Source organism: Neoaquamicrobium microcysteis, assembly GCF_008180155.1.
Lineage (GTDB): Bacteria > Pseudomonadota > Alphaproteobacteria > Rhizobiales > Rhizobiaceae > Aerobium > Aerobium microcysteis.
Map to the genome: position 1 here is coordinate 45,773 of NZ_VSZS01000055.1, position 21,538 is coordinate 67,310.

Sequence of the window (21,538 nt, forward strand, 5' to 3'; positions counted from 1 at the left end):
TCCTACGGACGTTCTATGAGTTGAAAGACCGGCTTCACGCCGGTCTTTTTCGTCTGGGCGCCGGCTCCTGACCTATAGTTCCTTCGCCATCTCGCGCAGGCGGAACTTCTGGATCTTGCCGGTGGAGGTCTTGGGGATTTCGGCGAATATGACGGTGCGGGGGCATTTGAAGCGCGCCAGCAGCGTGCGGCAGTGCTCGATGATCTCCGCCTCGGTCGCCGTCCTGCTTGGCTTGAGCTCGACATAGGCCACCGGCGTCTCGCCCCATCGCTCATCGGCGCGCGCGACCACGCCACATGACGCGACGGCGGGATGCTTGTAAAGCGCGTCCTCCACCTCGATGGACGAGATGTTCTCGCCGCCCGAAATGATTATGTCCTTCGAACGGTCCTTGAGCTGGATGTAGCCGTCCGGGTGCATGACGCCGAGGTCGCCCGAGTGAAACCAGCCGCCGGCGAAGGCCTCGTCGGTCGCAGCCCGGTTCTTCAGGTACCCCTTCATGACGATATTGCCGCGGAACATCACTTCGCCGATGGTCTCTCCATCGGCGGGCGTCCTGAGCATCGTCTGCGGGTCCATGACCGTCAGATCCTCCAGCGCCGCATAACGCACGCCCTGACGCGCCTTCTTGGCCGTGCGGGCCTGTACGTCGAGCCCGTTCCATTCCTCATGCCACTCGTTCACCACCGCAGGGCCGTAGGTTTCGGTCAGACCGTAGAGGTGAGTGACGGCAAAGCCGGCATCGGCCATGCCGGCCAGCACCGCTTCGGGCGGCGGGGCGGCTGCGGTGTTGAAGGTGACCGTCTGCTCAAACGCTCGCTTGTCGCCATCCGCCGCGTTGATGAGCGTCGACATGACGATGGGCGCGCCGCAGAGATGAGTGACGCCGTGGTCGGCGATGGCGTCATACATCGCTTTCGCCCGCACCCAGCGCAGGCAGACATGCGTGCCGCCGGTGACGGCCAGCGTCCATGGGAAGCACCAGCCGTTGCAATGGAACATCGGCAAGGTCCACAGATAGACCGGGTGCCTGCTCATGCCGGCATGAATCGAGTTCGCGTAGGCCATCAGGGCCGCACCGCGATGATGATAGACCACGCCTTTCGGGTTGCCGGTGGTGCCGGATGTGTAGTTGAGCGAGATCGCGTCCCACTCGTCGTCCGGCATCGACCATGCAAAGTCCTCGTTGCCGGACGCGATGAAATCCTCGTAGTCGAGTTCGCCGATCCGCTCGCCCTTGGAGTAGGGCGCGTCGTCGCCATAGGCGGGATCGTCATAATCGATGATCAGCGGTTTCGTTTTGGCCAGCGCCAGCGCTTCCCTCACCACGCCCGAGAACTCGCGATCGACGATCAGCACCTTCGATTCGGCGTGGTCGAGCTGGAAGGCGACGATCGCGGCATCAAGGCGGGTATTGAGCGAATGCAGCACGGCCTTGACCATCGGGACGCCGAAATGCGACTCGAGCATGGGCGGGGTGTTCGACAGCATCACCGAGACTGTGTCACCCTTGCCGATGCCCTTCTTTGCAAGCGCGGAGGCGAGCTTGAGCGAGCGTCGCCAGAAGTCGCGATAGCTGGTGCGGCTTTCGCCATGGATGATGGCGACATGGTCCGGGAAGACCTTCGCGGCGCGCTCCAGATAGGAAAGCGGCGTCAGCGGCTGGTGGTTGGCCGGGTTCTTTTCCAGGTCGAGCGCGTAGGGATTGGTCATGAAGGTCCTCCTTGCCGTGCGATTATGCACACGGCGCGGCGACCGTCATCAGCCCCAGATTTCGAAGATGCCGTCCCAGACCAGCTTGATGCCGACGATGAAGATCATGCCGTACATGAAGGGGTAGAAGACCTCCGGCTTCATTCGGCGGACGATCCATGCTCCGGCGAGGGTAGCCACCGGGGCTATGGGCATCAGCACGGCGGACGCCGTAAGGTTGGTGCTGTCGAACTGCCCGAGCGCGAGATAGGGAATCAGCTTTACCGCGTTGACGATGGCGAAGAAGACGACGCTGGTGCCGACATAGATGGCCGGGCTCTGGCGCAGCGGAAGCGCGTAGACCTGATAGGGCGGGCCGCCCGCATGGGCGACGAAGCTGGTGAAGCCGGTGACGACACCCCAGAAGCCGGCACGTACGGGCCCGTGCTCGGCCGAGTGCTCGCGCGCCGCCAGCTTCAGCGCCAGCCAGCGGGCGAAGAAGGCCAGGGCCACCACGCCGACGATGAGCCGCACCGCGCCGGTGGTGACAACGGCCGCCGTCAGCCAGCCGATGCCGATGCCCAACATGGCGCCGGGCAGCATCAGCTTCAGGGTAACCGGATCGCGTTCGCCCCGCCACGTCCAGAGAGAGACCATGTCCATCACTATGAGGATGGGAAGCATGATCGCGGCCGCCTGCACCGGCGAGACGACAAGCGCCATCAGCGGCACGCCGATCAGCGCCATCGCGCCGCCCAGGCCGCCCTTGGAAAGGCCGACGAGGATCACCGCCGGGACGGCAGCCGCATAGAACCACGGATCTGTGAGGAGGGAATCCATCTGGGGAGGAGACTGCCTTTCAGGCGCAGCCATAGCGGCAAAAGCGGGATTTGGCGAGAGCGTGACATGGCCAAAGAAAAAGAGCGGCCGTGGGCCGCTCTTGATCCATCCGTTACTTGATGCCCGCTCTCAGCCCTGCGGCTGGGGCTCCATGCCCGCGTCGGGCTCTTCTCCGCCCTTCTTCTTGCCTTCCTTGCGCGCGCCGGCCTTTGGCACGGTGGTGCCGCGCGAAGGCGGCGTGTCGTCGCCCAGGTCACGCGACGGCTTCTGGCCGGCGATGATCTGCCTGATCTCGTCGCCCGAAAGCGTCTCGTATTCGAGCAGGCCCTCGGCGATGGCGATCCATTCCTTCTTCTTCTTGGTCAGGATGCGCTTGGCCTCGGTGTAAGCCTCATCGATGAGGCGGCGGACTTCGGCGTCGATGATCTGCGCGGTCTCTTCCGAAACGTTCTGGGTGCGTGCCACGGAGTGGCCGAGGAACACCTCCTCCTGGTTGTCGCCATAGGCGACGTGACCCAGCTTGTCGGAGAAGCCCCAGCGGGTAACCATTGCGCGCGCCAGCTTGGTCGCCTGATCGATGTCGGACGAGGCGCCCGACGTGATGTTGTCCTTGCCGAACTTCATCTCCTCGGCGACGCGGCCACCCATCATGATGACGAGGCGCGAAGTCATCCATTTGTAGCTCATCGAATAGCGGTCGCCCTCCGGCAACTGCATGACCATGCCCAGCGCGCGGCCGCGCGGAATGATGGTCGCCTTGTGGAGCGGGTCTGCGGCCGGCACCTCGATGGCGGTGATGGCGTGGCCCGCCTCGTGATAGGCGGTGAGTTCCTTTTCGGCCTGCGTCATGGCTGTGGAGCGGCGCTCCGCACCCATCATGATCTTGTCCTTGGCGTCCTCGAACTCCTGCATGGTGACGAGGCGCTTGTTGCGCCGCGCGGCCATCAATGCCGCCTCGTTGACGAGGTTCATCAGGTCGGCGCCGGAAAAGCCTGGCGTGCCGCGCGCCAGCACCTTGAGATCGACATTCGGGGCAAGCGGGACGTTGCGCACATGCACTTTGAGGATCTTCTCACGGCCGGTGATGTCCGGATTCGGCACTACGACCTGGCGGTCGAAGCGGCCCGGACGCAGCAGTGCGGGATCGAGAACGTCGGGACGGTTGGTAGCGGCGATGAGGATCACGCCCTCATTGGCCTCGAAGCCGTCCATCTCGACCAGAAGCTGGTTCAGTGTCTGCTCGCGCTCGTCGTTACCGCCGCCAAGGCCGGCGCCACGATGCCGGCCGACGGCGTCGATCTCGTCGATGAAAATGATGCAAGGCGCGTTCTTCTTGGCCTGCTCGAACATGTCGCGCACGCGGCTTGCGCCGACGCCGACGAACATCTCGACGAAGTCGGAGCCAGAGATGGTGAAGAAGGGAACGTTGGCCTCGCCGGCGACCGAACGCGCCAACAGGGTCTTGCCGGTTCCGGGAGGGCCGACGAGCAGCACGCCGCGCGGGATCTTGCCGCCGAGGCGCTGGAACTTCTGCGGGTCACGCAGGAACTCGACGATTTCCTCGAGGTCCTGCTTGGCTTCGTCCACGCCGGCCACGTCCTGGAACGTGACACGGCCGTGGGCCTCGGTGAGCAGCTTTGCCTTCGACTTGCCGAAGCCCATGGCGCGGCCGGAGCCAGACTGCATCTGGCGCATGAAGAATATCCACACGCCGAGGATGAGGATCATCGGGAGCCAGGAGATCAGGTAGCCGAATATCGAGTTGGACCCGTCCGATTCAGGGCGCGCGTTGATCGTGACACCGCGTTCCTCAAGCCGCTCTACCAGCGAAGGATCGCCGGGCGAGTAGGTCTGGAAGCCTGAGTTGGAATCGCCATAGCTGCCCGAGATCCGGCTGCCGGAAATGGTCACGTTGTTGATGCGGCCCGAATCGACCTCTCGCAGGAACTCCGAATAGGGGATTTCGCGCGCCACGCCGCGCTGCTGCGGAGCCTGGAACAGGTTGAAGAGCGCGATCAGCAGGACGGCAATGATCGCCCAGAGCGCGAGGTTGCGATAATTCGGATTCATGTTGCTTCCCGTTGGTGTCCGGCGGGTGTCGGTTCGGCCGTGGACACAGGTCCCATATAAGCAAGTGCAGCGACTAACATAGGCAGCGGCAGAAGCGTTGCCAAGCGCAACTGCGGCTCTCGGTTAAGCTTCCGGGGCAATGTGTTTGTTCCAAGGCGACGACGGCAGCGGCGGGCGGTTCAGAATCCGCCTCAGCGCGTGAGCGACCGTGAGGTCAAATGCAGGCAAAAACCTTGCATGGGGCGCTGCGACCGGCTCGCCCGAGACGCCGCATCGCGCCGTTTCCCGACTGCCTAGAAGACCGATCAGCCGGTCGCCGTCGAACAGAGCCGGCTCCAGCGAAAGCGCTGCGGCGACAAGGCTTTCCGGCGCGCCGGCAAAGGTGGAGGCAATCTCCTTTGCATGGACGCCGCCGAGGAGGGAGACCCGCAGGCGGTTCTCCGACGCCGTGGTCGCGAGACGCCAGCGTCCGTCCCACTGGAGGCGATCTGTGGCGCGGTATTCTGCCGGCAGGCCCCGCGCTTCGCGCCTGATCCAAATCCCGGATCTCCTTGCATCGATGACCGCGCGCGACAATGTGGCGCGCAGCGTTCGAGCGGCGATTTGGCGGGCTAGCGCCGTCGTCCGGTCGAGGTCGGGCAGGTAGGCCATTCCGCCTGCGGTCGCCAGCATGATGCGCAGCGTCTGGACGGCTGCCTGATCGGGAGCGGCGAACATCTGCGGCGACAAGTGATAGAGGCCAGGGGCGGGTCGTGTGACGAAGCGCTCGATCAACTCGGTTGCCTGACGCGACAGCCGGCTCCGATCGGTTCCGGCACGCGCGGCCTGCGCCGCCAGTTCTTCGATGGTGTCGGCTGTCGCCAACTCGGCGCGGACCCGCACACGCTCATAGGTGTGGTTGTCGTTGGTCGGATCGTCGATCCATGCAATGCCATTGTCGGCGAGGTAGTCGCGCAGGGCCTGCCGGCGTTCGGCCAGAAGCGGCCGCACGATCCAGATGCGCTCGTCGAAGAGCGTTGCGCGGGCCATGCCGGCGATGCCGCTGCCGCCGCCAGAGGCCCGGCGCAGGCGCATCGAGACGGTTTCGGCCTGGTCGTCCATCGTGTGGGCCGTCAGCACGACATCCGCGCCGAACTCATCGGCTGCCAGCGCTAGCAGATCGTATCGCGCCTCACGAGCAGCCGCGATGATGCCGCCGGAGGGCTTCTCGCCATCCCAGACCATGGTGCGGTGGGCAATGCCTTCTTTATTGCAAAGCGCTGCAACGGCGCGCGCTTCGGCGGCGGCTTCAGGACGAAGGCCATGATCGACGGTCACCGCGAGCAGCGGTGTGCGCGGTGCCTTGCGATCCAGAAAACTCTTGAACAGAAGCAGCAGGGCAAGGGAGTCGCTGCCGCCCGATACGGCGACGATGAACCTGCGGTGCTGATCAATATCTATGCCGCCAAAGAGGCGGGCAAGGTCGAGGCCCACGGGCCGACCGGTCAGCAGGAGGCGAGCGCCTGTTCCTGCCTTATGCGTTCGCGCAGCGCGTCCGTCGTCTGCGGGTAGCGCTGGAGAACTTCGGCGAAAGTGGCGCACGCAACATCGCGCTGGTTCATCGCCGCCAGCGAGACGCCAAGCTTGAACAGCGTGTCGGGTGCCTTGCGCGCCTGCGGGAAGTCACGGCTGGCGGCCAGGAAGGTCTCGGCGGCCTCGCGCGGCTTCTGCTGTGCCAGCAGCGCCTCTCCCAGCCAGAAATGCGCATCGGCGGCGTGTTCGCTGTCTGGGTACTGGGCAATCAGATCGCGAAAGCCCGTCTCGGCGGTTCCATAATCCCCCGAGAGGATGAACTCGTAGGAGTTGCGGTAAAGCTCGTCATCGCCGTCGCTGCCGGTCGGCAGAGCCGCTACCGTCGTGTCGTCCGAGCCCGTCTGCGGCTGCGGCTCGGGCAGGCCCGCTCCGCGCGCGTTTCCGTTCTCGTCGAAGGTAATGGTGCCGAAGTTCCGCGGCGGAGCGCCCAGAACCTGCGAGCTTCCCTCGACCCGGGGCGCCGGATCGTAGAATTCGTCGTCGCCGCTGCCGCCGTTTGCGGCAGCGGTGTCCTGCTGCCGGGGCTCGGGACGTGCGGTGCCGCCGGCATCCGAGCGGCGTTCCTCCATTTCCTGGAAACGCAACTCGTTGTCTTCCTGCATCCGGCGGATCTGGTCCTGCATCTGCAGGATCTGGAAATTAAGCTCCTCCAGCATGCCGTTGAGCTGGCGCACCTGCTCTTCGAGCTGGGCGACACGCGGGTCGTTCGTCTGGGCGGCGCCCGGCATTGCCGCCGCCAGCGTCAACGCCAGCGCAACGATGCCGCCGAACAAGGTTCTTGAAAACATGACGGGTCTCTTCACCTGTAGGTCTTTCCTCAAGCCTGAAAGCTTACCGGCTCTCTCTTATCAGTGCTGCCGAGTTCGGCCAAATTTTGTTTGGCATTGCAATGCAAAAGAGGCGGCCTTACGGCCGCCTCCCTCAATTTCGATGCCGGTTGGCCCGATCAGCTTCCAGCGCCGCCCAGAACGGTCACGGCGCGACGGTTCTGCGACCAGCAGGAGATGTTGTCGCAGACGGCGACCGGTCGTTCCTTGCCGTATGAGATGGTGCGGATGCGGTTTGCCGCCACGCCGCGCGCAACGAGGAAGTCGCGGGTGGCTGCCGCTCGACGTGCGCCGAGGGCAAGGTTGTACTCGCGCGTGCCGCGCTCGTCGGCATGGCCTTCGACGGTGACGGCGTAGGAGCCGTACTGGTTGAGCCACTGTGCCTGACGCGCCAGCGTCGTCTGCGCATCAGCCCGGATGACCGAGGAGTCGGTGTCGAAGAAGATGCGGTCGCCGACATTGACGGTGAAATCCTGGCTTGAGCCGGGCGTGGCCGAGCCGCCGCCCGCGCCCAGACCGAGGTCTGCGGCGTTGTTCGGCGTCTGCTTGTTGGCACAGCCCGCGATCGCAAGCATCGCGACCAGAGCGACGGCGGCAGGGTTACGGGTTATGGCTGCGATACGGCGCATGCCGCCTCTCCTTCGCATTTGAGTGAGTGTAGTGAACAACCAGTAACCATGACGCGGTTAATGTGCGTTCAACAAACATGGTTAACGATGTCCAAATGGCCCGTCCGGAAGTCGCCGACGAACATGTCGGCAAATCACCGTTTGTCGCGCACACTAGGCCGAAATGCGGCGGAAACGCGGCGTTTTGACGAGAAAGGCGGCTTGAAAGCCGCCTTTCCAGGTTAGTCGAGCAGGGGCGACCAGGCCGGGTCGGATGCAAATTGCGGCGTCGGAATCGCCTGCTCGTTGCGGCCGGTGAGGTCGATCGAGAAAAGGCGCGGCCCGCCGCCGCCGGCAGCTTCGCGGAAGAACATGATCACCCGGCCATTGGGCGCCCAGGTCGGGCCTTCCTGCAGGTATCCGGTCGAAAGGATGCGTTCACCCGACCCGTCGGTGCGCATTACCCCGATCTGGAACTGGCCGCCCGTCTGCTTGGTGAAGGCGATGAGATCGCCACGCGGCGACCAGACCGGCGTCGAATAGGTGCCGTCTCCAAAGGAGATGCGCTGCGGGTTCGAGCCGTCTGCACCCATCACGTAAATGTGCGGGCGTCCGCCGCGGTCGGACGTGAAGACAACGCGGCTGCCGTCAGGCGAATAGGAAGGCGAGGTGTCGATCGAGTTGGAGCTGGTCATCCGCGTCGTGGTGCGGCTGCGCAGATCCATCGCGTAGATGTTGGAGTTGCCGTCGTCGCGGAGCAGGCTCATCACGACCTTCTGGCCATCCGGTGAGAAGCGCGGCGCGAATGTCATGCCTGGGAAGTTGCCCACGAGCTCGCGCTGCCCCGTCTCGATCTGCAGCAGGTAGACCTGCGGCTGTCCGCTCTCGTAAGACATGTAGGTGATTTCCTGCCGGTTGGGCGAGAAACGGGGCGTCAGCACGATGGATCGGCCATCAGAAAGGTAGCGCTGGTTGGCGCCGTCCTGATCCATGATGGCGAGACGCTTGACGCGCTGGTTCTTCGGGCCGCTCTCGTCGACATAGACGATGCGCGTGTCGAAATAGCCCTTTTCGCCGGTCAGGCGCTCATAGATGGCATCGGCGATGATATGCGCCACGCGCCGCCAGTTGGCGCGGTTGGCGAAGAACTGCTCACCCACGAGCTGCTGGCCTGCGAACGTGTCCCAGAGGCGAAACTCTGCGCGAAGCCTTCCATCCGCTTCCTGCGTGACCCGCCCGGTCACCAGCGCCTGCGCGTTGATGACCTTCCAGTCGTCGAAGCGGGGGGCTGCATCGGGGTTCGAAATCCGTTCGATAAATGCGCCCTTGTCGATCGGCGCGAACAGGCCGGAGCGCTTCAGGTCGGCGGCAATGACGCCCGCGATCTCTGCGCCCGTCGCATCGGCGGAAACGAAATCGGTGATGGCGATGGGAACCGGCTCGACCACGCCTTGCGTGATGTCGATCTCAAGCTGCGCGCGCGCCGACTGGGAAGCGGCCAGCGCGACTGTCGCAGCCAGCATTCCGATCTTGAGAAAGGTCTTGAAGAATTTCATCATTCGCTTGGCCTCATGGGTCCTGATGGGCTCATGCCGGGTCGTTCGTGGGGGGTCAGAACATGTCGCGGGGGTCGAAGTGGACGATGACGTCCGCCCACGCTTCATATTTTTCGGCAGGCAGGTTGTAGGGTGCGCAGGCAAGGACGGCCCGGCGCGCGGACTCCGCCGCAGCGCGCTCGATGCCCTGGCCGCCGCCACCCGCAATGATTTGCGGGGAGCCTTCCAGCCCTCCGGTGGCGTTGAGCTTGAACTGCACCGAAACCTTGAGGTTCTGTGCGTCCGCAGCACCCGCCGGCACGTTCCAGCAACGCTGGATCTGGCCGCGAAGCGCGTCCATCTCGCTCTGGCTGAGCCGTGCGCCGGTCGTCTGGCGGCCGCCGAGCGCGGCCTGCTCGGTCGAACGCTGGGCGCCGCCGCCTGAGGCGCGCTCGCGGTTCAGCAGTGCGGCGACCTGATCCTCGATGTTTTGTGAATCGCTGTCGCTGGATGCAGTCTCTCGCCTTGGTTCCGCCGGCCGTTCCGGTTCGCGCCGCTCGGGCGTGCGTGCTGTCTGCGCTTGTGGAGGCTGGGGACGCGACTGCGGCGTGGGCGCGCTGGTGGGCAACTGCATCGCATCCTGCTGCGGCTGCGGCGCTTCGGCCACCGCCGTTTCAGGCGCGGGATCGGGCGTCACTTCCTGCTGCGGCTGCGGCTCGGGCGCAACCTCGGTCGTGGGCACCGGCTGCGGGGGCTCAGGTTCGGCTTGCGGTTGGGGTTCCGGCGTCGGCTCCGGCGTGGGTGGCGTCGGTTCTGGCGCCGGCGGGGGCGCTTCGGCGGTCTCGACGGGCCGCGGCCTTGGATCGGGCGTGGGCGGCGTCGGCAGATCGACCGTGTTGTCGCCCACTTCCTGCGCGTTCTCCACCACTTCGGTGCGCGAAGTGGGTGTCGGCGCGGGGCGTTCTGCGGCTGGCGCGCTTCGATCGCCCTGTACGCTCTGCGAGACTTCCTCGATCGGCACGATGTCGACGGGGAAAGATTCCACGCTGCCCAGTTCGAGCGCACGCGGCGAGGAAAGCGAAATCAGGCCGAAGCCGAGCGCGACAGCATGCAAAGCGACAGATGTCGTCAGCCCGACCTTCACGGCTCAGCTGTCCTGTTCCTGGAGGGTCACGAGGCCGAGATTGCGGTAGCCCGCAGACGAAATGCGCGCCATCACGCGCATGACCGTGCCGTAGTCGGCGGCGCGGTCGCCCCGCACGAAGATGCGCTCCTCATAGCCCGTCTGGGCGATGGCCTGCAGCTTGGGTACGATCTCTTCGAGCGTGATCTCGGTTTCCTGCAGGAAGATCTGGCCTTCCTGGTTCACCGAAACGGTAATCGGCTGCGTCTCGGCATTGAGCGCGCGCGCCTGCGTTTCCGGCAGCTCGATCGGCACGCCGACGGTAAGCAGGGGGGCTGCGACCATGAAGATGATGAGCAGCACCAGCATCACGTCCACGAAGGGCGTGACGTTGATCTCCGACACCAGCGCATGGTGCCGGCCGCGCCTTCTGTGACCGCGCCCGCCGCGTCCGCCTGTCTGACCCATCGACATTCCCATGGAACCCGCTCCTAAGCCGCCGCCCTTACGGCGACCTTCTCATCGATTTGCCGCGACAGTATGGCCGAGAACTCGTCGGCGAAGCCTTCCATGCGCAGGGCGATCTTGCCCGCGTCGGACGACAGTTTGTTGTAGGCGATGGTGGCCGGAATGGCGGCCAGAAGGCCGAGCGCGGTTGCGAGCAGCGCTTCCGCGATGCCGGGGGCCACGACCGCAAGGTTGGTTGCGCCCGAGGCGGCAATCGCCTGGAACGAGGTCATGATGCCGACGACGGTACCGAACAGTCCGATGAACGGAGCGGCCGAGCCAACGGAGGCGAGGAAGCCCAGCCGGGCCTCCAGCCTCTCCATCTCGCGGGTGAGGGCCAGGTCCATGGCCTTGTCGATACGGTTCTGAAGGCCGATCGGCGACTTGACGCCCTTCTCGAAGCTCTTCTTCCATTCGCGCATCGCCGCGACGAAGATGGAGCCCATGCCGCTCGTCTTGCGGTCCGCAAGCGTGCGATAAAGCTCTTCGAGCGACTGTCCGGACCAAAACACTTCCTCGAACCGCGACAGCGAAGAGCGCATGCGGGCATAAGAGAGAAGCTTGTCGACGATGATGGCCCACGTCCATACAGACGCGACGAGCAGGCCGATCATCACAAGCTTGACGACCCAGCCAGCCTGCATGAACAGGCCCCATATCGAGTGGTCGCCGCCGGGCGCGGCAAGAGCGATTTGTTCCATGAATCCTTAGTCCCTAAGAATATCGGGCGTTTGCCATGGCAGCCCGCTCGCGCACATTCCCATCGATCCCGGCCCTGTCGGACCCGAACACGCCCTCAATGCGCTGGTACGGGCCTTTTCAGAGCGAAATTTGGTAAAACGAAGGCGTGTCGGATTCACGCTTTCTTCACCACGATCTTGATGGACCGTTAAGGTTAAGGATCAGTTAGGATGCGTGAGTGCTGGATTAGCGATCGCGCATGAAGGCGGCGATCCATTCGCGGGGGAAGCGACGCGGCTTGCCGCTCTGCGAAATGATGGCCGCCTCGACCCTGGCCTCGACCAGCAATTCGTCACCGCGCTTCAACTGCTGCGCCATGAAAATTCGCGCACCGGACACGCTCTCCGTGCGGGTCTCCACGGTGAGAATGTCGTCTATGCGCGCCGGTGCCCGGAAATCGATCTCCATGCGCCGGACGACCCAGACCAGCTTCTCGCCATGCTTGCCGTCGGCAAGTTCGGTGTGGTGAACGCCGGCCAGCCGCAGGAAATCTGAACGGCCACGCTCGAAGAACTCCAGATAGCGCGCATGGTAGACAACGCCGGAAAAGTCGGTGTCGGCATAGTAGACACGCGCAAGCAGGCGATGGCCGTATGGCGTCAGTTCGCCGGCGAGGGGAGTGCTTTCAGGCGTAGACATTCACTCGTCTTCAAACAAAGCGATCTGCTGCTGCGCGATATCCTTAGGCGCCTCCAGCCCAAGATGCCGCCAGGCATTGGCGGTCAGCACCCGTCCGCGCGGGGTACGCTGGATGAAACCCTGCTGGATCAGATAGGGCTCGATGATGTCCTCGATGGCGTCGCGCGGCTCCGAGAGGCCCGCCGCGATGGTCTCGATGCCGACCGGGCCTCCACCGAAGTTGCGCGCGATCATGTTGAGATAGCGCCGGTCGAGACTGTCCAGTCCCAGCGAGTCCACTTCAAGCCGTGAAAGCGCTGCGTCGGCCACCTTGCGATCGACAATCTCGGCGCTCGCGACGGAGGCGAAGTCGCGCACCCGGCGTAGCAGGCGTCCGGCGATGCGTGGCGTGCCACGCGCACGCCGTGCGATTTCGATCGCGCCATCGTCGCTCATCGGCAAAGAAAGGATGCGCGCGCCGCGCCGCACGATCAGTTCCAGTTCATCGACGGTGTAGAAGTCCAGCCGTGTGGGTATGCCGAAGCGGTCGCGCAGCGGGTTGGTGATGAGGCCGAGGCGCGTGGTGGCGGCAACCAGCGTGAAGCGTGCGAGGTCGATCTTGACCGAGCGCGCAGCCGGCCCCTCGCCGATGATGAGGTCAAGCTGGAAATCCTCCATCGCCGGATAGAGAATTTCTTCCACTGCCGGGTTGAGGCGATGAATCTCGTCAATGAACAGGACGTCGCGGTCTTCGAGGTTGGTCAAGAGGGCGGCCAGATCGCCGGCCTTCGCAATGACCGGGCCGGAGGTCGAGCGGAAGTTGACGCCCAACTCGCGTGCCATGATCTGCGCGAGTGTCGTCTTGCCGAGGCCGGGCGGGCCCACAAACAGAACGTGGTCCAGCGCCTCGCCGCGATTGCGCGCTGCCTCGATGAAGACCTTGAGATTGGCCCGCGCGGCAGCCTGCCCGACGAAATCGTCGAGCGTCTGAGGGCGCAGCGTGACATCGACGTCCTCGCCGCGCTTTTCCGACGAGATGAGACGGGGTGCGGTGCTCATGTGCCGTTCATTTCATGGCCGCGACGCGCTTGCAAGGACGCTCACCGGGCCAGTTCCTTCAGGCCCAGGCGGATAAGCTGGGAGGAATCGGCCTCGCTGCCCGCCGCCTTGAGCGCCGCTGCGACCGCGTTGGCCGCGATGTCACGCGAATAGCCCAGATTGGTGAGCGCGGAGACGGCGTCCGCCACGGGTGCGGGGGCGACACCTTCGCCCAGTTCCTGCTTGAGACCGATCGTGCCGGTCGCCTCGCCCGCGAATGCGGGAGCCTTGGTCTTGAGTTCGGTGACGATGCGCTCGGCGACCTTCTTGCCGACACCGGGGGCACGGGCGACCATGGCGATGTCGCGCAGCGCGATCGCGTTGGCGAGATCGGACGGGGCCAGCGTGGAAAGCACGGCCAGCGCCACCTTCGCGCCGACGCCCTGCACGCTCTGGAGCAGGCGGAACCACTCGCGCTCCAGCGCCGTGCCGAAGCCGTAAAGCCGGATCATGTCCTCGCGCACATAGGTTTCGATGAACAGGACCGCCGCCTCGCCAGGGCCTGAAAGGCCTGCCAGCGTTCGCGCCGGGCAGAAGGCGACATAGCCGACGCCGTGAACGTCGATGACGCAGTGGTCTTCGCCGATCTCGTCAACCGTGCCCTTCAGCTTGCCGATCATGCCAGTCGTCCCCGGTTACAAGGCAGCCGCCGCGATGGCCGCAGCCGCCAGCCGCCCCGTCGCGCTCTGTCGGTGATGCGCGTGGCAGATGGCGATGGCAAGCGCGTCGGCGGCATCGTCGGTGTCGAACGAGGCCTTCGGCATCAGCACCCGCACCATCATGTGGATCTGCTTCTTGTCGCCATGGCCGACGCCGATGACAGCCTTCTTGACCGCGTTCGGCGCATATTCGGCGACCCGCAATCCCGCCAGCGCGGGCACCAGCATGGCGACGCCGCGCGCCTGGCCGAGCTTCAGCGTCGCGGTGGCGTCCTTGTTGACGAATGTCTGCTCGACCGCCGCCTCCTGCGGCATCTGGCCATGCACGACGGCACTCAGGCCGTCATGGATCTGGCAGAGGCGGGATGCGAGGTCGGCCTTGTCGTTGGAGCGCACGGTGCCGGCGGCCACGAAACGCAGCGCGTTGCCCTGCGCTTCCACGATGCCCCAGCCGGTGCGTCGTAGGCCGGGATCGATGCCGATGATGCGAATCGTCTCGTTCATGACCCCACACTATTCAGACGGCAATCAAATGCCATCGAAATGTGAACAAAGCAGAAACGAATTGACAGATCGCTGTCGATGTCGGGGCGGGTCAGCCGCGCGCGAAAGCGGTGTGGAGCAGATTGATCTGGTCGGAAACCGGGTTGCCCGTGCGCAGGTGCGCAGGTGCTCGACGGTCGGCCGTTTCGCCGTAAATCTGGTCGTCCATGCGGCGCACCAGCGACTGCAGGCGGAGCGAATGATCGACGATAGACCGGAAATGCTCAGGCAGTTCGCTCCAGCCGACGGTGTCGCCGGGGGCGGACGCCGTGTCGAGCCGGACCTTGGCTTTTTCGGCCGCGACCTGGTCTCGGGTCATCTCGCCGGAATTGGCAGCGCGCTGCAGCAGCAGCCAGGAGGCGATCTGCATCAGGCGTGTGGTGAGGCGCATCGATTCGGCGGCGTAGAGCGTGGCGCCTATGCGCGAAAGAGATTTGGCAGCGGCACGGCCTTCGCCGTCCAGATATTCCGCAGCCTGCTCAACGAGGCTCATGCCTTCATTATAGAGAGGCTTAAAGGAATTGGAGAATACGCGCCTTTCGGCGAGCTTGATCGTGTTCGTTGCCTCGTGACCCTGCTCGTGCATGCCGCTACCCCGCAAATTACTGACGCCGCTTCGATCGAGACGGGCGCCGGCTCTCGGACGCCGGTGCCTAAACGATGTGGAGCGGACTTTGATCCCTCCGCCTGTCGAAGGCAAGCGCGTGTTTAACGAAAGGTTAACGGCCGAAATTGCGGTGCTCGGGAAGCGCCAGACAAAAAAAGAGCCGCAAACGCGGCTCTCAGGAGTTAAACAGGGAGGCGTCAAACGGAGTGGCCCAGCCACTCGGTAAGAATCCAGATCACTGGATGCACACAGTAATGACATGTAAAGCTTAACCGAAGCTTAACACAGTGGTTAATTTTGCCTGAAATTGTGCCGATACGAGACAGTTTCGGTTCGTGCTATCGCATCGAAAAGCAAAACGAATCAGAACCCGCATCGGATACGGTGCGCCTGCCGGAGGTACTTCATGCTTGCCCACGTCCCGCTGATGATCGTGCCGCTGGCGCTCTACAATCTGGGCCTTGCCGGACTGTTCGGCGACATCGCCGATCCGTGGCAGACGGAACTGTTCTCATTGACCATGCTGTCGGGCGGAACCTGGACGCTTAGCCTTGCGGACCTGCTGGTGCTCGTGGCGCTGCTACTCCTCTTCGCCGAGGTGCTGAAGGCCACGCGCACCTCCAACGCCTCGGTGCTGGATCACCTGCTTTCGACGCTGGTATTCGTGGCGTTTCTGGTCGAGTTCCTGCTGGTGCGGCGCGCGGCAAGCTCGCTGTTCTTCATCCTGATGGCGATTGCGCTGGTGGATGTGCTGGCCGGCTTCGCCGTATCGCTCCGCGCGGCATCGCGCGACGTGAATTTCCGCTAACCGCCGTCGCCGACGAAGCCCGCCGCCTCGATGCCGGCGATCGCGCAGGCTTCGTCGTTGTCGGCGGTGTCGCCGGATATACCTACCGCACCGAGGATGCCGCCTTCGCGCGTTCTCACCAGCGCGCCGCCGGCGACCGGAACCACCTTGCCGCCACTGGCCACGGAAAGGGCTGCGGCGAAATGGGGACGGTCGATAGCCACGCCCTGCAGCCAGCGCGAGCCGGCACCCATGCCCAGAGCGCCGTAGGCCTTGCCGCTGGCCACCTGCAGCCGCAGGAACGAGGCGCCGTCCTGACGCTGATAGGCGATCAGGTGCCCGCCGGCATCCAGCACGGCAACGCCCAAAGGCTTCAATCCGAGTTCGCCCGCTCTTGCGAATGCCGCGTCGATGATGGCGTTGGCCTGTGCCAGTCCCAAAGTCGTCATGAAGGTCGTCCTCCGTTGATTGATCCCTGCCGCAAGCCTATGGCATCAGGTTGCATCTGGTAATAGGCGGCAAGGGCAAGTTGCCCGCTTGCCGAGAGAGGGGAAAAGCCGATGCGCAGATTCGACCTTCCGGGGCGTTCGCCCGTCATCGCCGAAAACGGCATGGCCGCGACATCGCATCCGCTGGCCACCGCTACCGCGCTGTCGGTTCTCAAGGATGGCGGCAATGCGGTCGATGCGGCGATCGCGGCCTCGGCCACGCTCTGTGTCGTCGAACCTCACATGACCGGCATCGGCGGCGACTGCTTCGTCATTCTGGCCGAGCCGGACGGCTCCGTCCACGGGCTCAATGGCTCCGGCCGCGCGCCGGCGGCGGCCGATGCCGCCTGGTATCGCGACAACGGATACGAGACGATGCCGCAAACGGGCGTCCACGCCATCACCGCGCCCGGTGCGGTCGATGCGTGGGCACGGCTGGCCGAGCGCTTCGGCACGCTGGGTTTCGACCGGCTGTTTGCAGATGCTATCCACTATGCCGACGAGGGGTTTGCCGTGCATGCCCGCGTTGCCCGCGACTGGGCGATGCACGGCGAGGCGCTGCGAAAGGACGAGGGTGCGTCAAGGCATTGCCTGATCGGCGGCCATGCGCCAGCGGCTGGAACGCGCTTTCGCTTCCAGGCGCTGGCAAGAACTCTGGAAGCGATCGCCCGGGGCGGAGCGCGCGCCTTCTACGAGGGCGAGATCGCGGCCGAGATGGCGGCCACCGTGCGCGCCGGCGGCGGGTTCCTCACCGAAGCAGACCTCGCCGCCGTGGAAGCTGATTGGGTGACGCCGATTTCCGTGCGCTATGGCGGCCACGACGTGCTGGAAATCCCGCCCAACGGGCAGGGCATCACTGCGTTGATCCTGCTGCGGCTGATGGAGGCGCGCGGGGTGGGCCGGTTCGAGCGTGGCAGTGCGGCGCGCCACCACATGGAGATCGAGGCGGCGCGGCTCGCCTATTCGGTGCGCGACCATCTCGTCGCCGATCCGTCATCCATGACACGCACGCCCGAGGAGCTCCTGTCCGACAGCTTCATCGAGCAGTTGGCGGCGCAGATGCTGGAAGACCGGCGCAACCCGTCGATCCGCATTCCCCCGATGCCCGGCTCCGACACCGTGTACCTCACCGTGGTGGATCGTGATCGCCGCGCCGTGTCGTTCATCAACTCGATCTACAGCGCCTTCGGCTCCAAGGTGGTGACGCCCAAGTCGGGCATCGCGCTGCAAAACCGTGGCGGCTGTTTCACGCTTGAGCAAGGCCACGCCAACGAACTTCGCGGCGGGAGGAAGCCAATGCACACCATCATCCCGGCCATGGCGCTCAAAGACGGCAAGGCGGCCGTCTCGTTCGGCGTCATGGGCGGCGACTACCAGCCCATGGGTCACGCACACGTACTCTCCAATCTCGTGGATCACGGGATGGACGCGCAGGAGGCGATCGACGATGCGCGCTTGTTCTGGGGTGATGACGGGGTGCTGGATGCGGAAATCGGCATCTCGGCGGACGTTCGGGCCCAACTCACCGCCATGGGGCACCAGGTGCGCAACGCGGCTTCCCCGCACGGGGGCGGTCAGATGATCGTCATCGACCATGCCAACGGTTTTCTCGTTGGCGCGTCGGACCCGCGCAAGGACGGCTGCGCGCTGGGGTGGTAAGGCAAGGCGGTCTCGCCTTAGGATAACCGAATGCAAAGCCTTCTGGTCGTCGCCCGCCTGTTTCCGCTGATCGAGAGCGGCGAAAAGCGATCAACGATCCGCTGGCGCGAGCAGCGCATCGAGCCGGGCCTCATGACCTATGTCTGTCAGGGCGATGTGCACAAGACCGCTCTCGTGCATGTCACCAGATGCACGGACATGCCTTTGCGCGAGGCGGCGGCGTTTCTGGGCAAGCAGGACGAATGGCCGAATGCGGTGATGCTGGAAGGCATGCGCGAACACTATCCTGAAATAGAACTCGCCAGCATCGTGCAGATCGTCGAACACCTCTCACCGGCCGAAACGACCGCCTGGCGCGATGCGTGTAACGACTTGAGGCCCGAAGCCTCGTGAATTGGCGCGCTTAAGCTAGCCCTTGCCCATCTGGTCGAGCTTGCGCTGCATGGCGGCGATCTGTTCCTTGAGATCCTGAAGGTCGTCGGCCTTTTCAGCCTTGCCGTCAGGCTCTTCACCTGCGCCTGGCGTCGGGAACGGCGTGAACATGCGCATCGCGTTCTGGAACAGCTCGATATTGCGCTTCGCCTGTTCCTCGATGGCCTTCATCGGCGTGGAAATCTTCATCATGTCCATAGGCGTCTTGCCCATGGCGTCCTTCATCTGCTCGCGAAAGCGCTCCTGCTCCTTGGCGAACGCGATCATCGACTGTTCGAGGAAGCTCGGCACGACCATCTGCATCTGGTCGCCGTAAAACGAGATCAGCTGGCGCAGAAACGGAATGGGCAGCATGTTCTGCCCGTCCTTGTTCTCCAGCTCGAAGATGATCTGGGTGAGCACGGGGTGGGTGATGTCCTCCCCGCTCTTGGCATCCTGGACGGTGAAGTCCTCGCCCTTCTTCACCATTTCGGCCAGGTCCTCCAGCGTCACATAAGTGCTGGTGCCCGTGTTGTAGAGGCGGCGGTTGGCATATTTCTTTATCACCACCGGATCGTCTTTTGCGGGCATTCATGACCTCCCGGAATGCAGCGTATTCAGACGTCGACCATCGGCCAGCTTGCAAGCCGAAACAAGAGGATATGCGCAAAAGCCCGGCAAATGAAAGCGATTTGTGCAGTGCGGGACTGTGGGGCCGCCGGGCACATTCCGGTTTGACTCGCATCATGGAAACGGCAAGAACTTCCACAACCATCATCGCAATGCCTATTCGAGGGAAAGCCCATGTCCGCTTCCGCCATCGTCGTCGCCAGCGCCGCCCGCACCCCGGTCGGGTCGTTCAACGGCGCTTTCGCCAACACCCCGGCCCATGAGCTGGGTGCAGTCGCCATCCGCGAGGCGCTCGCACGCGCCGGTGTCGAAGCCACGGAGGTGGACGAGGTCATTCTGGGGCAGGTGCTGACCGCGGGGCAGGGCCAGAACACGGCCCGGCAGGCCTCGATCAAGGCGGGCCTTCCCAAGGAAACCACCGCCTGGGTGCTCAACCAGGTCTGCGGCTCGGGCCTGCGCACCATCGCCGTGGGCATGCAGCAGATCGCCACCGGCGATGCGCGCATCATCGTTGCCGGTGGCCAGGAATCCATGTCGCTGTCCACGCACTGCGCGCATCTGCGGGCGGGAGTGAAGATGGGCGACTACGCCATGATCGACACGATGATCCGCGACGGCCTTTGGGATGCCTTCAACGGCTACCACATGGGCAACACGGCCGAGAACGTCGCGCGCCAGTGGCAGCTTTCGCGTGAGGAGCAGGACGCCTTCGCCGTCGCCTCGCAGAACAAGGCCGAGGCCGCGCAGAAGGCAGGCCGCTTCAAAGACGAGATCGTGCCGGTGACGATCAAGTCGCGCAAGGGCGAAATCGTCGTCGATGCCGACGAATATATCCGCCACGGCGCGACGCTTGAGGCGATGCAGAAGCTGAAGCCGGCCTTCGACAAGGAAGGCACCGTGACGGCAGCCAACGCATCGGGCATCAATGATGGCGCTGCCGCCGTCGTGCTTATGACCGAGGACGAGGCTGCAAGGCGCGGGATCACGCCTCTGGTGCGCATCGTGTCGTGGGCCACGGCCGGCGTCGACCCGCAGATCATGGGAACGGGGCCGATCCCCGCCTCGCGCAAGGCGCTTGAGAAGGCCGGCTGGAAGGTCGACGACCTCGATCTGGTGGAGGCCAACGAGGCCTTCGCCGCGCAGGCCTGCGCGGTCAACAAGGACATGGGCTGGAATCCGGACATCGTGAACGTCAACGGTGGCGCGATCGCCATCGGCCACCCGATCGGCGCTTCCGGCACGCGCGTCTTCAACACGCTGGTCTTCGAGATGCAGCGGCGCGGCGCGAAGAAGGGGCTCGCAACGCTGTGCATCGGCGGCGGCATGGGTGTCGCCATGTGCGTGGAAGCGATGAACTAGGGCAATCGGCAGTCGGCAATTGGAAGAAGCGCCTGCCGACTGCCGAACTGCCGACTGCCAAAATAGGGAGGACAAGCATGACAAGAACGGCAATCGTCACAGGCGGCTCGCGCGGCATCGGGGCGGCCATATCCGTGGCTCTGAGGGATGCGGGCTACAAGGTCGCGGCCAACTACGCCGGGAATGACGAGGCGGCGGCCCGGTTCAAGGACGAGACCGGCATCCCGGTCTACAAATGGTCGGTGGCGGACTACGATGCATGCGTGGCCGGCATAGCCCAGGTCGAAGCCGATCTCGGCCCCGTCGATGTGGTCGTCAACAATGCCGGCATCACCCGCGACGCCATGTTCCACAAGATGACGCCGCAGCAATGGCGGGAGGTCATCGACACCAACCTGAACGGCGTCTTCAACATGACGCATCCGCTGTGGTCAGGAATGCGCGACCGCAAGTTTGGTCGCGTCATTACGATTTCATCGATCAACGGCCAGAAGGGACAGGCGGGACAGGCCAACTATTCCGCCGCCAAGGCCGGCGACCTCGGCATCACCAAGGCGCTGGCGCAGGAAGGCGCTCGCGCCGGCATAACCGTCAACGCTATCTGTCCCGGCTACATCGCGACCGAGATGGTGAAGGCAATCGACGAGAAAGTGTTGAACGAGCGCATCATCCCGCAAATCCCTGTCGGCCGTCTCGGCGAGCCGGAGGAGATCGCGCGCATCGTGGTGTTCCTCGCCTCCGACGAGGCCGGCTTCATCACCGGCTCCACCATCTCGGCGAACGGCGGCCAGTTCTTCGTCTGACCCGTTCTTAGCTTCGACGTATTGCGGCGGCCCCCTTTGCGGGGCCGTCTCTCGTTCTGCTAGGGCGCGGGCCTTCGATCCGTTTCGGTACGAAAAGGTTAACAGGCCAGTCCACGCCTGTGCCGAATCACTGTTGAAAACCTGTGGGTTTATTGTGGGCAGGCTGTGTACGGCACAACATCTGGTAGAGAACGAAACGGGAAACTGACGCCATGAGTGATTCGTCGCCGATTCGTTCTTCCTTTGAGCGGAAAGTTAATGGCGGCAGGCCGCCCTGCAGTGAAAGATGAAGGGCGCGTAAAGAAAATCCTAATGAAATCTGAATCTTGGCCAGGTATGCAGCGGAGCTCCGACGGGCGTT

The 21,538-nt window shown here is 64.3% G+C and carries 22 protein-coding genes; 5 read left to right on the top strand and 17 right to left on the bottom strand.

Annotation, left to right across the window (positions count from 1 at the left end):
• Positions 1–72: 72 nt before the first annotated feature.
• The 15 genes from FY036_RS04175 to rcdA all read right to left on the bottom strand — a co-directional run bounded on the left by FY036_RS04175 (position 73) and on the right by rcdA (position 15,019).
• On the bottom strand, positions 73–1,713 hold the full coding sequence (locus FY036_RS04175) for an acyl-CoA synthetase (RefSeq protein WP_148913451.1): 1,641 nt from the start codon (positions 1,711–1,713) through the stop codon (positions 73–75).
• Positions 1,714–1,761: 48 nt separating this feature from the next.
• Complete coding sequence (locus tag FY036_RS04180) at positions 1,762–2,532, bottom strand: sulfite exporter TauE/SafE family protein (protein ID WP_148913452.1); 771 nt, start codon at positions 2,530–2,532, stop codon at positions 1,762–1,764.
• 129 nt (positions 2,533–2,661) lie between these two features.
• Positions 2,662–4,602: an ATP-dependent zinc metalloprotease FtsH gene (ftsH, locus tag FY036_RS04185; RefSeq protein WP_148913453.1), complete on the bottom strand. Its 1,941-nt coding sequence runs from the start codon at positions 4,600–4,602 to the stop codon at positions 2,662–2,664.
• A gap of 123 nt (positions 4,603–4,725) precedes the next feature.
• A complete protein-coding gene (gene tilS, locus FY036_RS04190) occupies positions 4,726–6,075 on the bottom strand; it encodes a tRNA lysidine(34) synthetase TilS (protein ID WP_148913454.1) in 1,350 nt (449 codons plus the stop codon).
• An 11-nt stretch (positions 6,076–6,086) separates the two neighbouring features.
• Entirely contained in the window at positions 6,087–6,962 is an 876-nt protein-coding gene (gene ybgF / locus FY036_RS04195; protein ID WP_148913455.1) for a tol-pal system protein YbgF, read from the bottom strand.
• Between the two features lie 158 nt (positions 6,963–7,120).
• Positions 7,121–7,630, bottom strand: a complete 510-nt coding sequence (pal, locus tag FY036_RS04200) for a peptidoglycan-associated lipoprotein Pal (RefSeq protein ID WP_148913456.1) — start codon at positions 7,628–7,630, stop codon at positions 7,121–7,123.
• 221 nt (positions 7,631–7,851) lie between these two features.
• Positions 7,852–9,132 (bottom strand): Tol-Pal system beta propeller repeat protein TolB, encoded by a 1,281-nt coding sequence (tolB, locus tag FY036_RS04205; RefSeq protein ID WP_235897521.1) that lies wholly within the window; start codon positions 9,130–9,132, stop codon positions 7,852–7,854.
• A gap of 88 nt (positions 9,133–9,220) precedes the next feature.
• Positions 9,221–10,288 carry a hypothetical protein gene (locus FY036_RS04210; RefSeq protein WP_148913458.1) on the bottom strand — a complete coding sequence of 356 codons (1,068 nt, stop codon included), beginning with the start codon at positions 10,286–10,288 and terminating at the stop codon, positions 9,221–9,223.
• 3 nt (positions 10,289–10,291) lie between these two features.
• Positions 10,292–10,747 carry a protein TolR gene (gene tolR, locus FY036_RS04215; protein WP_148913459.1) on the bottom strand — a complete coding sequence of 152 codons (456 nt, stop codon included), beginning with the start codon at positions 10,745–10,747 and terminating at the stop codon, positions 10,292–10,294.
• 11 nt (positions 10,748–10,758) lie between these two features.
• Complete coding sequence (gene tolQ / locus FY036_RS04220) at positions 10,759–11,475, bottom strand: protein TolQ (protein WP_148913460.1); 717 nt, start codon at positions 11,473–11,475, stop codon at positions 10,759–10,761.
• Between the two features lie 226 nt (positions 11,476–11,701).
• The gene (gene ybgC, locus FY036_RS04225) at positions 11,702–12,154 is read right to left on the bottom strand and encodes a tol-pal system-associated acyl-CoA thioesterase (protein ID WP_148913461.1); all 453 of its coding nucleotides are present in this window, start codon (positions 12,152–12,154) and stop codon (positions 11,702–11,704) included.
• Positions 12,155–13,192 (bottom strand): Holliday junction branch migration DNA helicase RuvB, encoded by a 1,038-nt coding sequence (ruvB, locus tag FY036_RS04230; RefSeq protein ID WP_148913462.1) that lies wholly within the window; start codon positions 13,190–13,192, stop codon positions 12,155–12,157.
• A 41-nt stretch (positions 13,193–13,233) separates the two neighbouring features.
• A complete protein-coding gene (gene ruvA / locus FY036_RS04235) occupies positions 13,234–13,851 on the bottom strand; it encodes a Holliday junction branch migration protein RuvA (RefSeq protein ID WP_148913463.1) in 618 nt (205 codons plus the stop codon).
• 15 nt (positions 13,852–13,866) lie between these two features.
• Positions 13,867–14,394 (bottom strand): crossover junction endodeoxyribonuclease RuvC, encoded by a 528-nt coding sequence (gene ruvC, locus FY036_RS04240; protein ID WP_148913464.1) that lies wholly within the window; start codon positions 14,392–14,394, stop codon positions 13,867–13,869.
• 91 nt (positions 14,395–14,485) lie between these two features.
• Complete coding sequence (gene rcdA / locus FY036_RS04245) at positions 14,486–15,019, bottom strand: protease adaptor protein RcdA (RefSeq protein ID WP_148913465.1); 534 nt, start codon at positions 15,017–15,019, stop codon at positions 14,486–14,488.
• Between the two features lie 427 nt (positions 15,020–15,446).
• Here rcdA and FY036_RS04250 point away from each other — a divergent pair, with 427 nt between their 5' ends.
• On the top strand, positions 15,447–15,848 hold the full coding sequence (locus FY036_RS04250; protein ID WP_148913466.1) for a hypothetical protein: 402 nt from the start codon (positions 15,447–15,449) through the stop codon (positions 15,846–15,848).
• On the opposite strand, the gene FY036_RS04255 is transcribed toward FY036_RS04250, so the two are convergent.
• A complete protein-coding gene (locus tag FY036_RS04255) occupies positions 15,845–16,276 on the bottom strand; it encodes a GlcG/HbpS family heme-binding protein (protein ID WP_148913467.1) in 432 nt (143 codons plus the stop codon). The two genes, FY036_RS04250 and FY036_RS04255, sit on opposite strands and share 4 nt — an antisense overlap.
• A 111-nt stretch (positions 16,277–16,387) precedes the next feature.
• On the opposite strand from FY036_RS04255, the gene FY036_RS04260 reads away from it, so the two are divergent.
• Both FY036_RS04260 and FY036_RS04265 read left to right on the top strand, forming a co-directional pair.
• Positions 16,388–17,974, top strand: a complete 1,587-nt coding sequence (locus FY036_RS04260; RefSeq protein WP_235897515.1) for a gamma-glutamyltransferase family protein — start codon at positions 16,388–16,390, stop codon at positions 17,972–17,974.
• Between the two features lie 30 nt (positions 17,975–18,004).
• Positions 18,005–18,367: an ASCH domain-containing protein gene (locus tag FY036_RS04265; protein WP_148913468.1), complete on the top strand. Its 363-nt coding sequence runs from the start codon at positions 18,005–18,007 to the stop codon at positions 18,365–18,367.
• 15 nt (positions 18,368–18,382) lie between these two features.
• Here the strand turns inward: FY036_RS04265 and phaR are convergent, their stop codons facing one another.
• On the bottom strand, positions 18,383–18,976 hold the full coding sequence (gene phaR / locus FY036_RS04270) for a polyhydroxyalkanoate synthesis repressor PhaR (RefSeq protein ID WP_148913469.1): 594 nt from the start codon (positions 18,974–18,976) through the stop codon (positions 18,383–18,385).
• 213 nt (positions 18,977–19,189) lie between these two features.
• Between phaR and FY036_RS04275 the strand changes: the two genes are divergently transcribed.
• Positions 19,190–20,374, top strand: coding sequence for an acetyl-CoA C-acetyltransferase (locus FY036_RS04275; protein WP_148913470.1), 1,185 nt, complete (start codon positions 19,190–19,192; stop codon positions 20,372–20,374).
• Between the two features lie 77 nt (positions 20,375–20,451).
• Positions 20,452–21,177 (top strand): acetoacetyl-CoA reductase, encoded by a 726-nt coding sequence (gene phbB / locus FY036_RS04280; RefSeq protein ID WP_148913471.1) that lies wholly within the window; start codon positions 20,452–20,454, stop codon positions 21,175–21,177.
• Positions 21,178–21,538 lie beyond the last annotated feature (361 nt).

Excerpts from the sequence above, each read along its gene's own strand:
- FY036_RS04175 (WP_148913451.1), bottom strand. The coding sequence starts at position 1,713 with ATGACCAATCCCTACGCGCTCGACCTGGAAAAGAACCCGGCCAACCAC.
- FY036_RS04180 (WP_148913452.1), bottom strand. The coding sequence starts at position 2,532 with ATGGATTCCCTCCTCACAGATCCGTGGTTCTATGCGGCTGCCGTCCCG.
- ftsH (WP_148913453.1), bottom strand. The coding sequence starts at position 4,602 with ATGAATCCGAATTATCGCAACCTCGCGCTCTGGGCGATCATTGCCGTC.
- ybgF (WP_148913455.1), bottom strand. The coding sequence starts at position 6,962 with ATGTTTTCAAGAACCTTGTTCGGCGGCATCGTTGCGCTGGCGTTGACG.
- pal (WP_148913456.1), bottom strand. The coding sequence starts at position 7,630 with ATGCGCCGTATCGCAGCCATAACCCGTAACCCTGCCGCCGTCGCTCTG.
- tolB (WP_235897521.1), bottom strand. The coding sequence starts at position 9,132 with ATGCTGGCTGCGACAGTCGCGCTGGCCGCTTCCCAGTCGGCGCGCGCG.
- tolR (WP_148913459.1), bottom strand. The coding sequence starts at position 10,747 with ATGGGAATGTCGATGGGTCAGACAGGCGGACGCGGCGGGCGCGGTCAC.
- tolQ (WP_148913460.1), bottom strand. The coding sequence starts at position 11,475 with ATGGAACAAATCGCTCTTGCCGCGCCCGGCGGCGACCACTCGATATGG.
- ybgC (WP_148913461.1), bottom strand. The coding sequence starts at position 12,154 with ATGTCTACGCCTGAAAGCACTCCCCTCGCCGGCGAACTGACGCCATAC.
- ruvB (WP_148913462.1), bottom strand. The coding sequence starts at position 13,192 with ATGAGCACCGCACCCCGTCTCATCTCGTCGGAAAAGCGCGGCGAGGAC.
- ruvA (WP_148913463.1), bottom strand. The coding sequence starts at position 13,851 with ATGATCGGCAAGCTGAAGGGCACGGTTGACGAGATCGGCGAAGACCAC.
- ruvC (WP_148913464.1), bottom strand. The coding sequence starts at position 14,394 with ATGAACGAGACGATTCGCATCATCGGCATCGATCCCGGCCTACGACGC.
- rcdA (WP_148913465.1), bottom strand. The coding sequence starts at position 15,019 with ATGCACGAGCAGGGTCACGAGGCAACGAACACGATCAAGCTCGCCGAA.
- FY036_RS04250 (WP_148913466.1), top strand. The coding sequence starts at position 15,447 with ATGCTTGCCCACGTCCCGCTGATGATCGTGCCGCTGGCGCTCTACAAT.
- FY036_RS04255 (WP_148913467.1), bottom strand. The coding sequence starts at position 16,276 with ATGACGACTTTGGGACTGGCACAGGCCAACGCCATCATCGACGCGGCA.
- FY036_RS04260 (WP_235897515.1), top strand. The coding sequence starts at position 16,388 with ATGCGCAGATTCGACCTTCCGGGGCGTTCGCCCGTCATCGCCGAAAAC.
- FY036_RS04265 (WP_148913468.1), top strand. The coding sequence starts at position 18,005 with ATGCAAAGCCTTCTGGTCGTCGCCCGCCTGTTTCCGCTGATCGAGAGC.
- phaR (WP_148913469.1), bottom strand. The coding sequence starts at position 18,976 with ATGCCCGCAAAAGACGATCCGGTGGTGATAAAGAAATATGCCAACCGC.
- FY036_RS04275 (WP_148913470.1), top strand. The coding sequence starts at position 19,190 with ATGTCCGCTTCCGCCATCGTCGTCGCCAGCGCCGCCCGCACCCCGGTC.
- phbB (WP_148913471.1), top strand. The coding sequence starts at position 20,452 with ATGACAAGAACGGCAATCGTCACAGGCGGCTCGCGCGGCATCGGGGCG.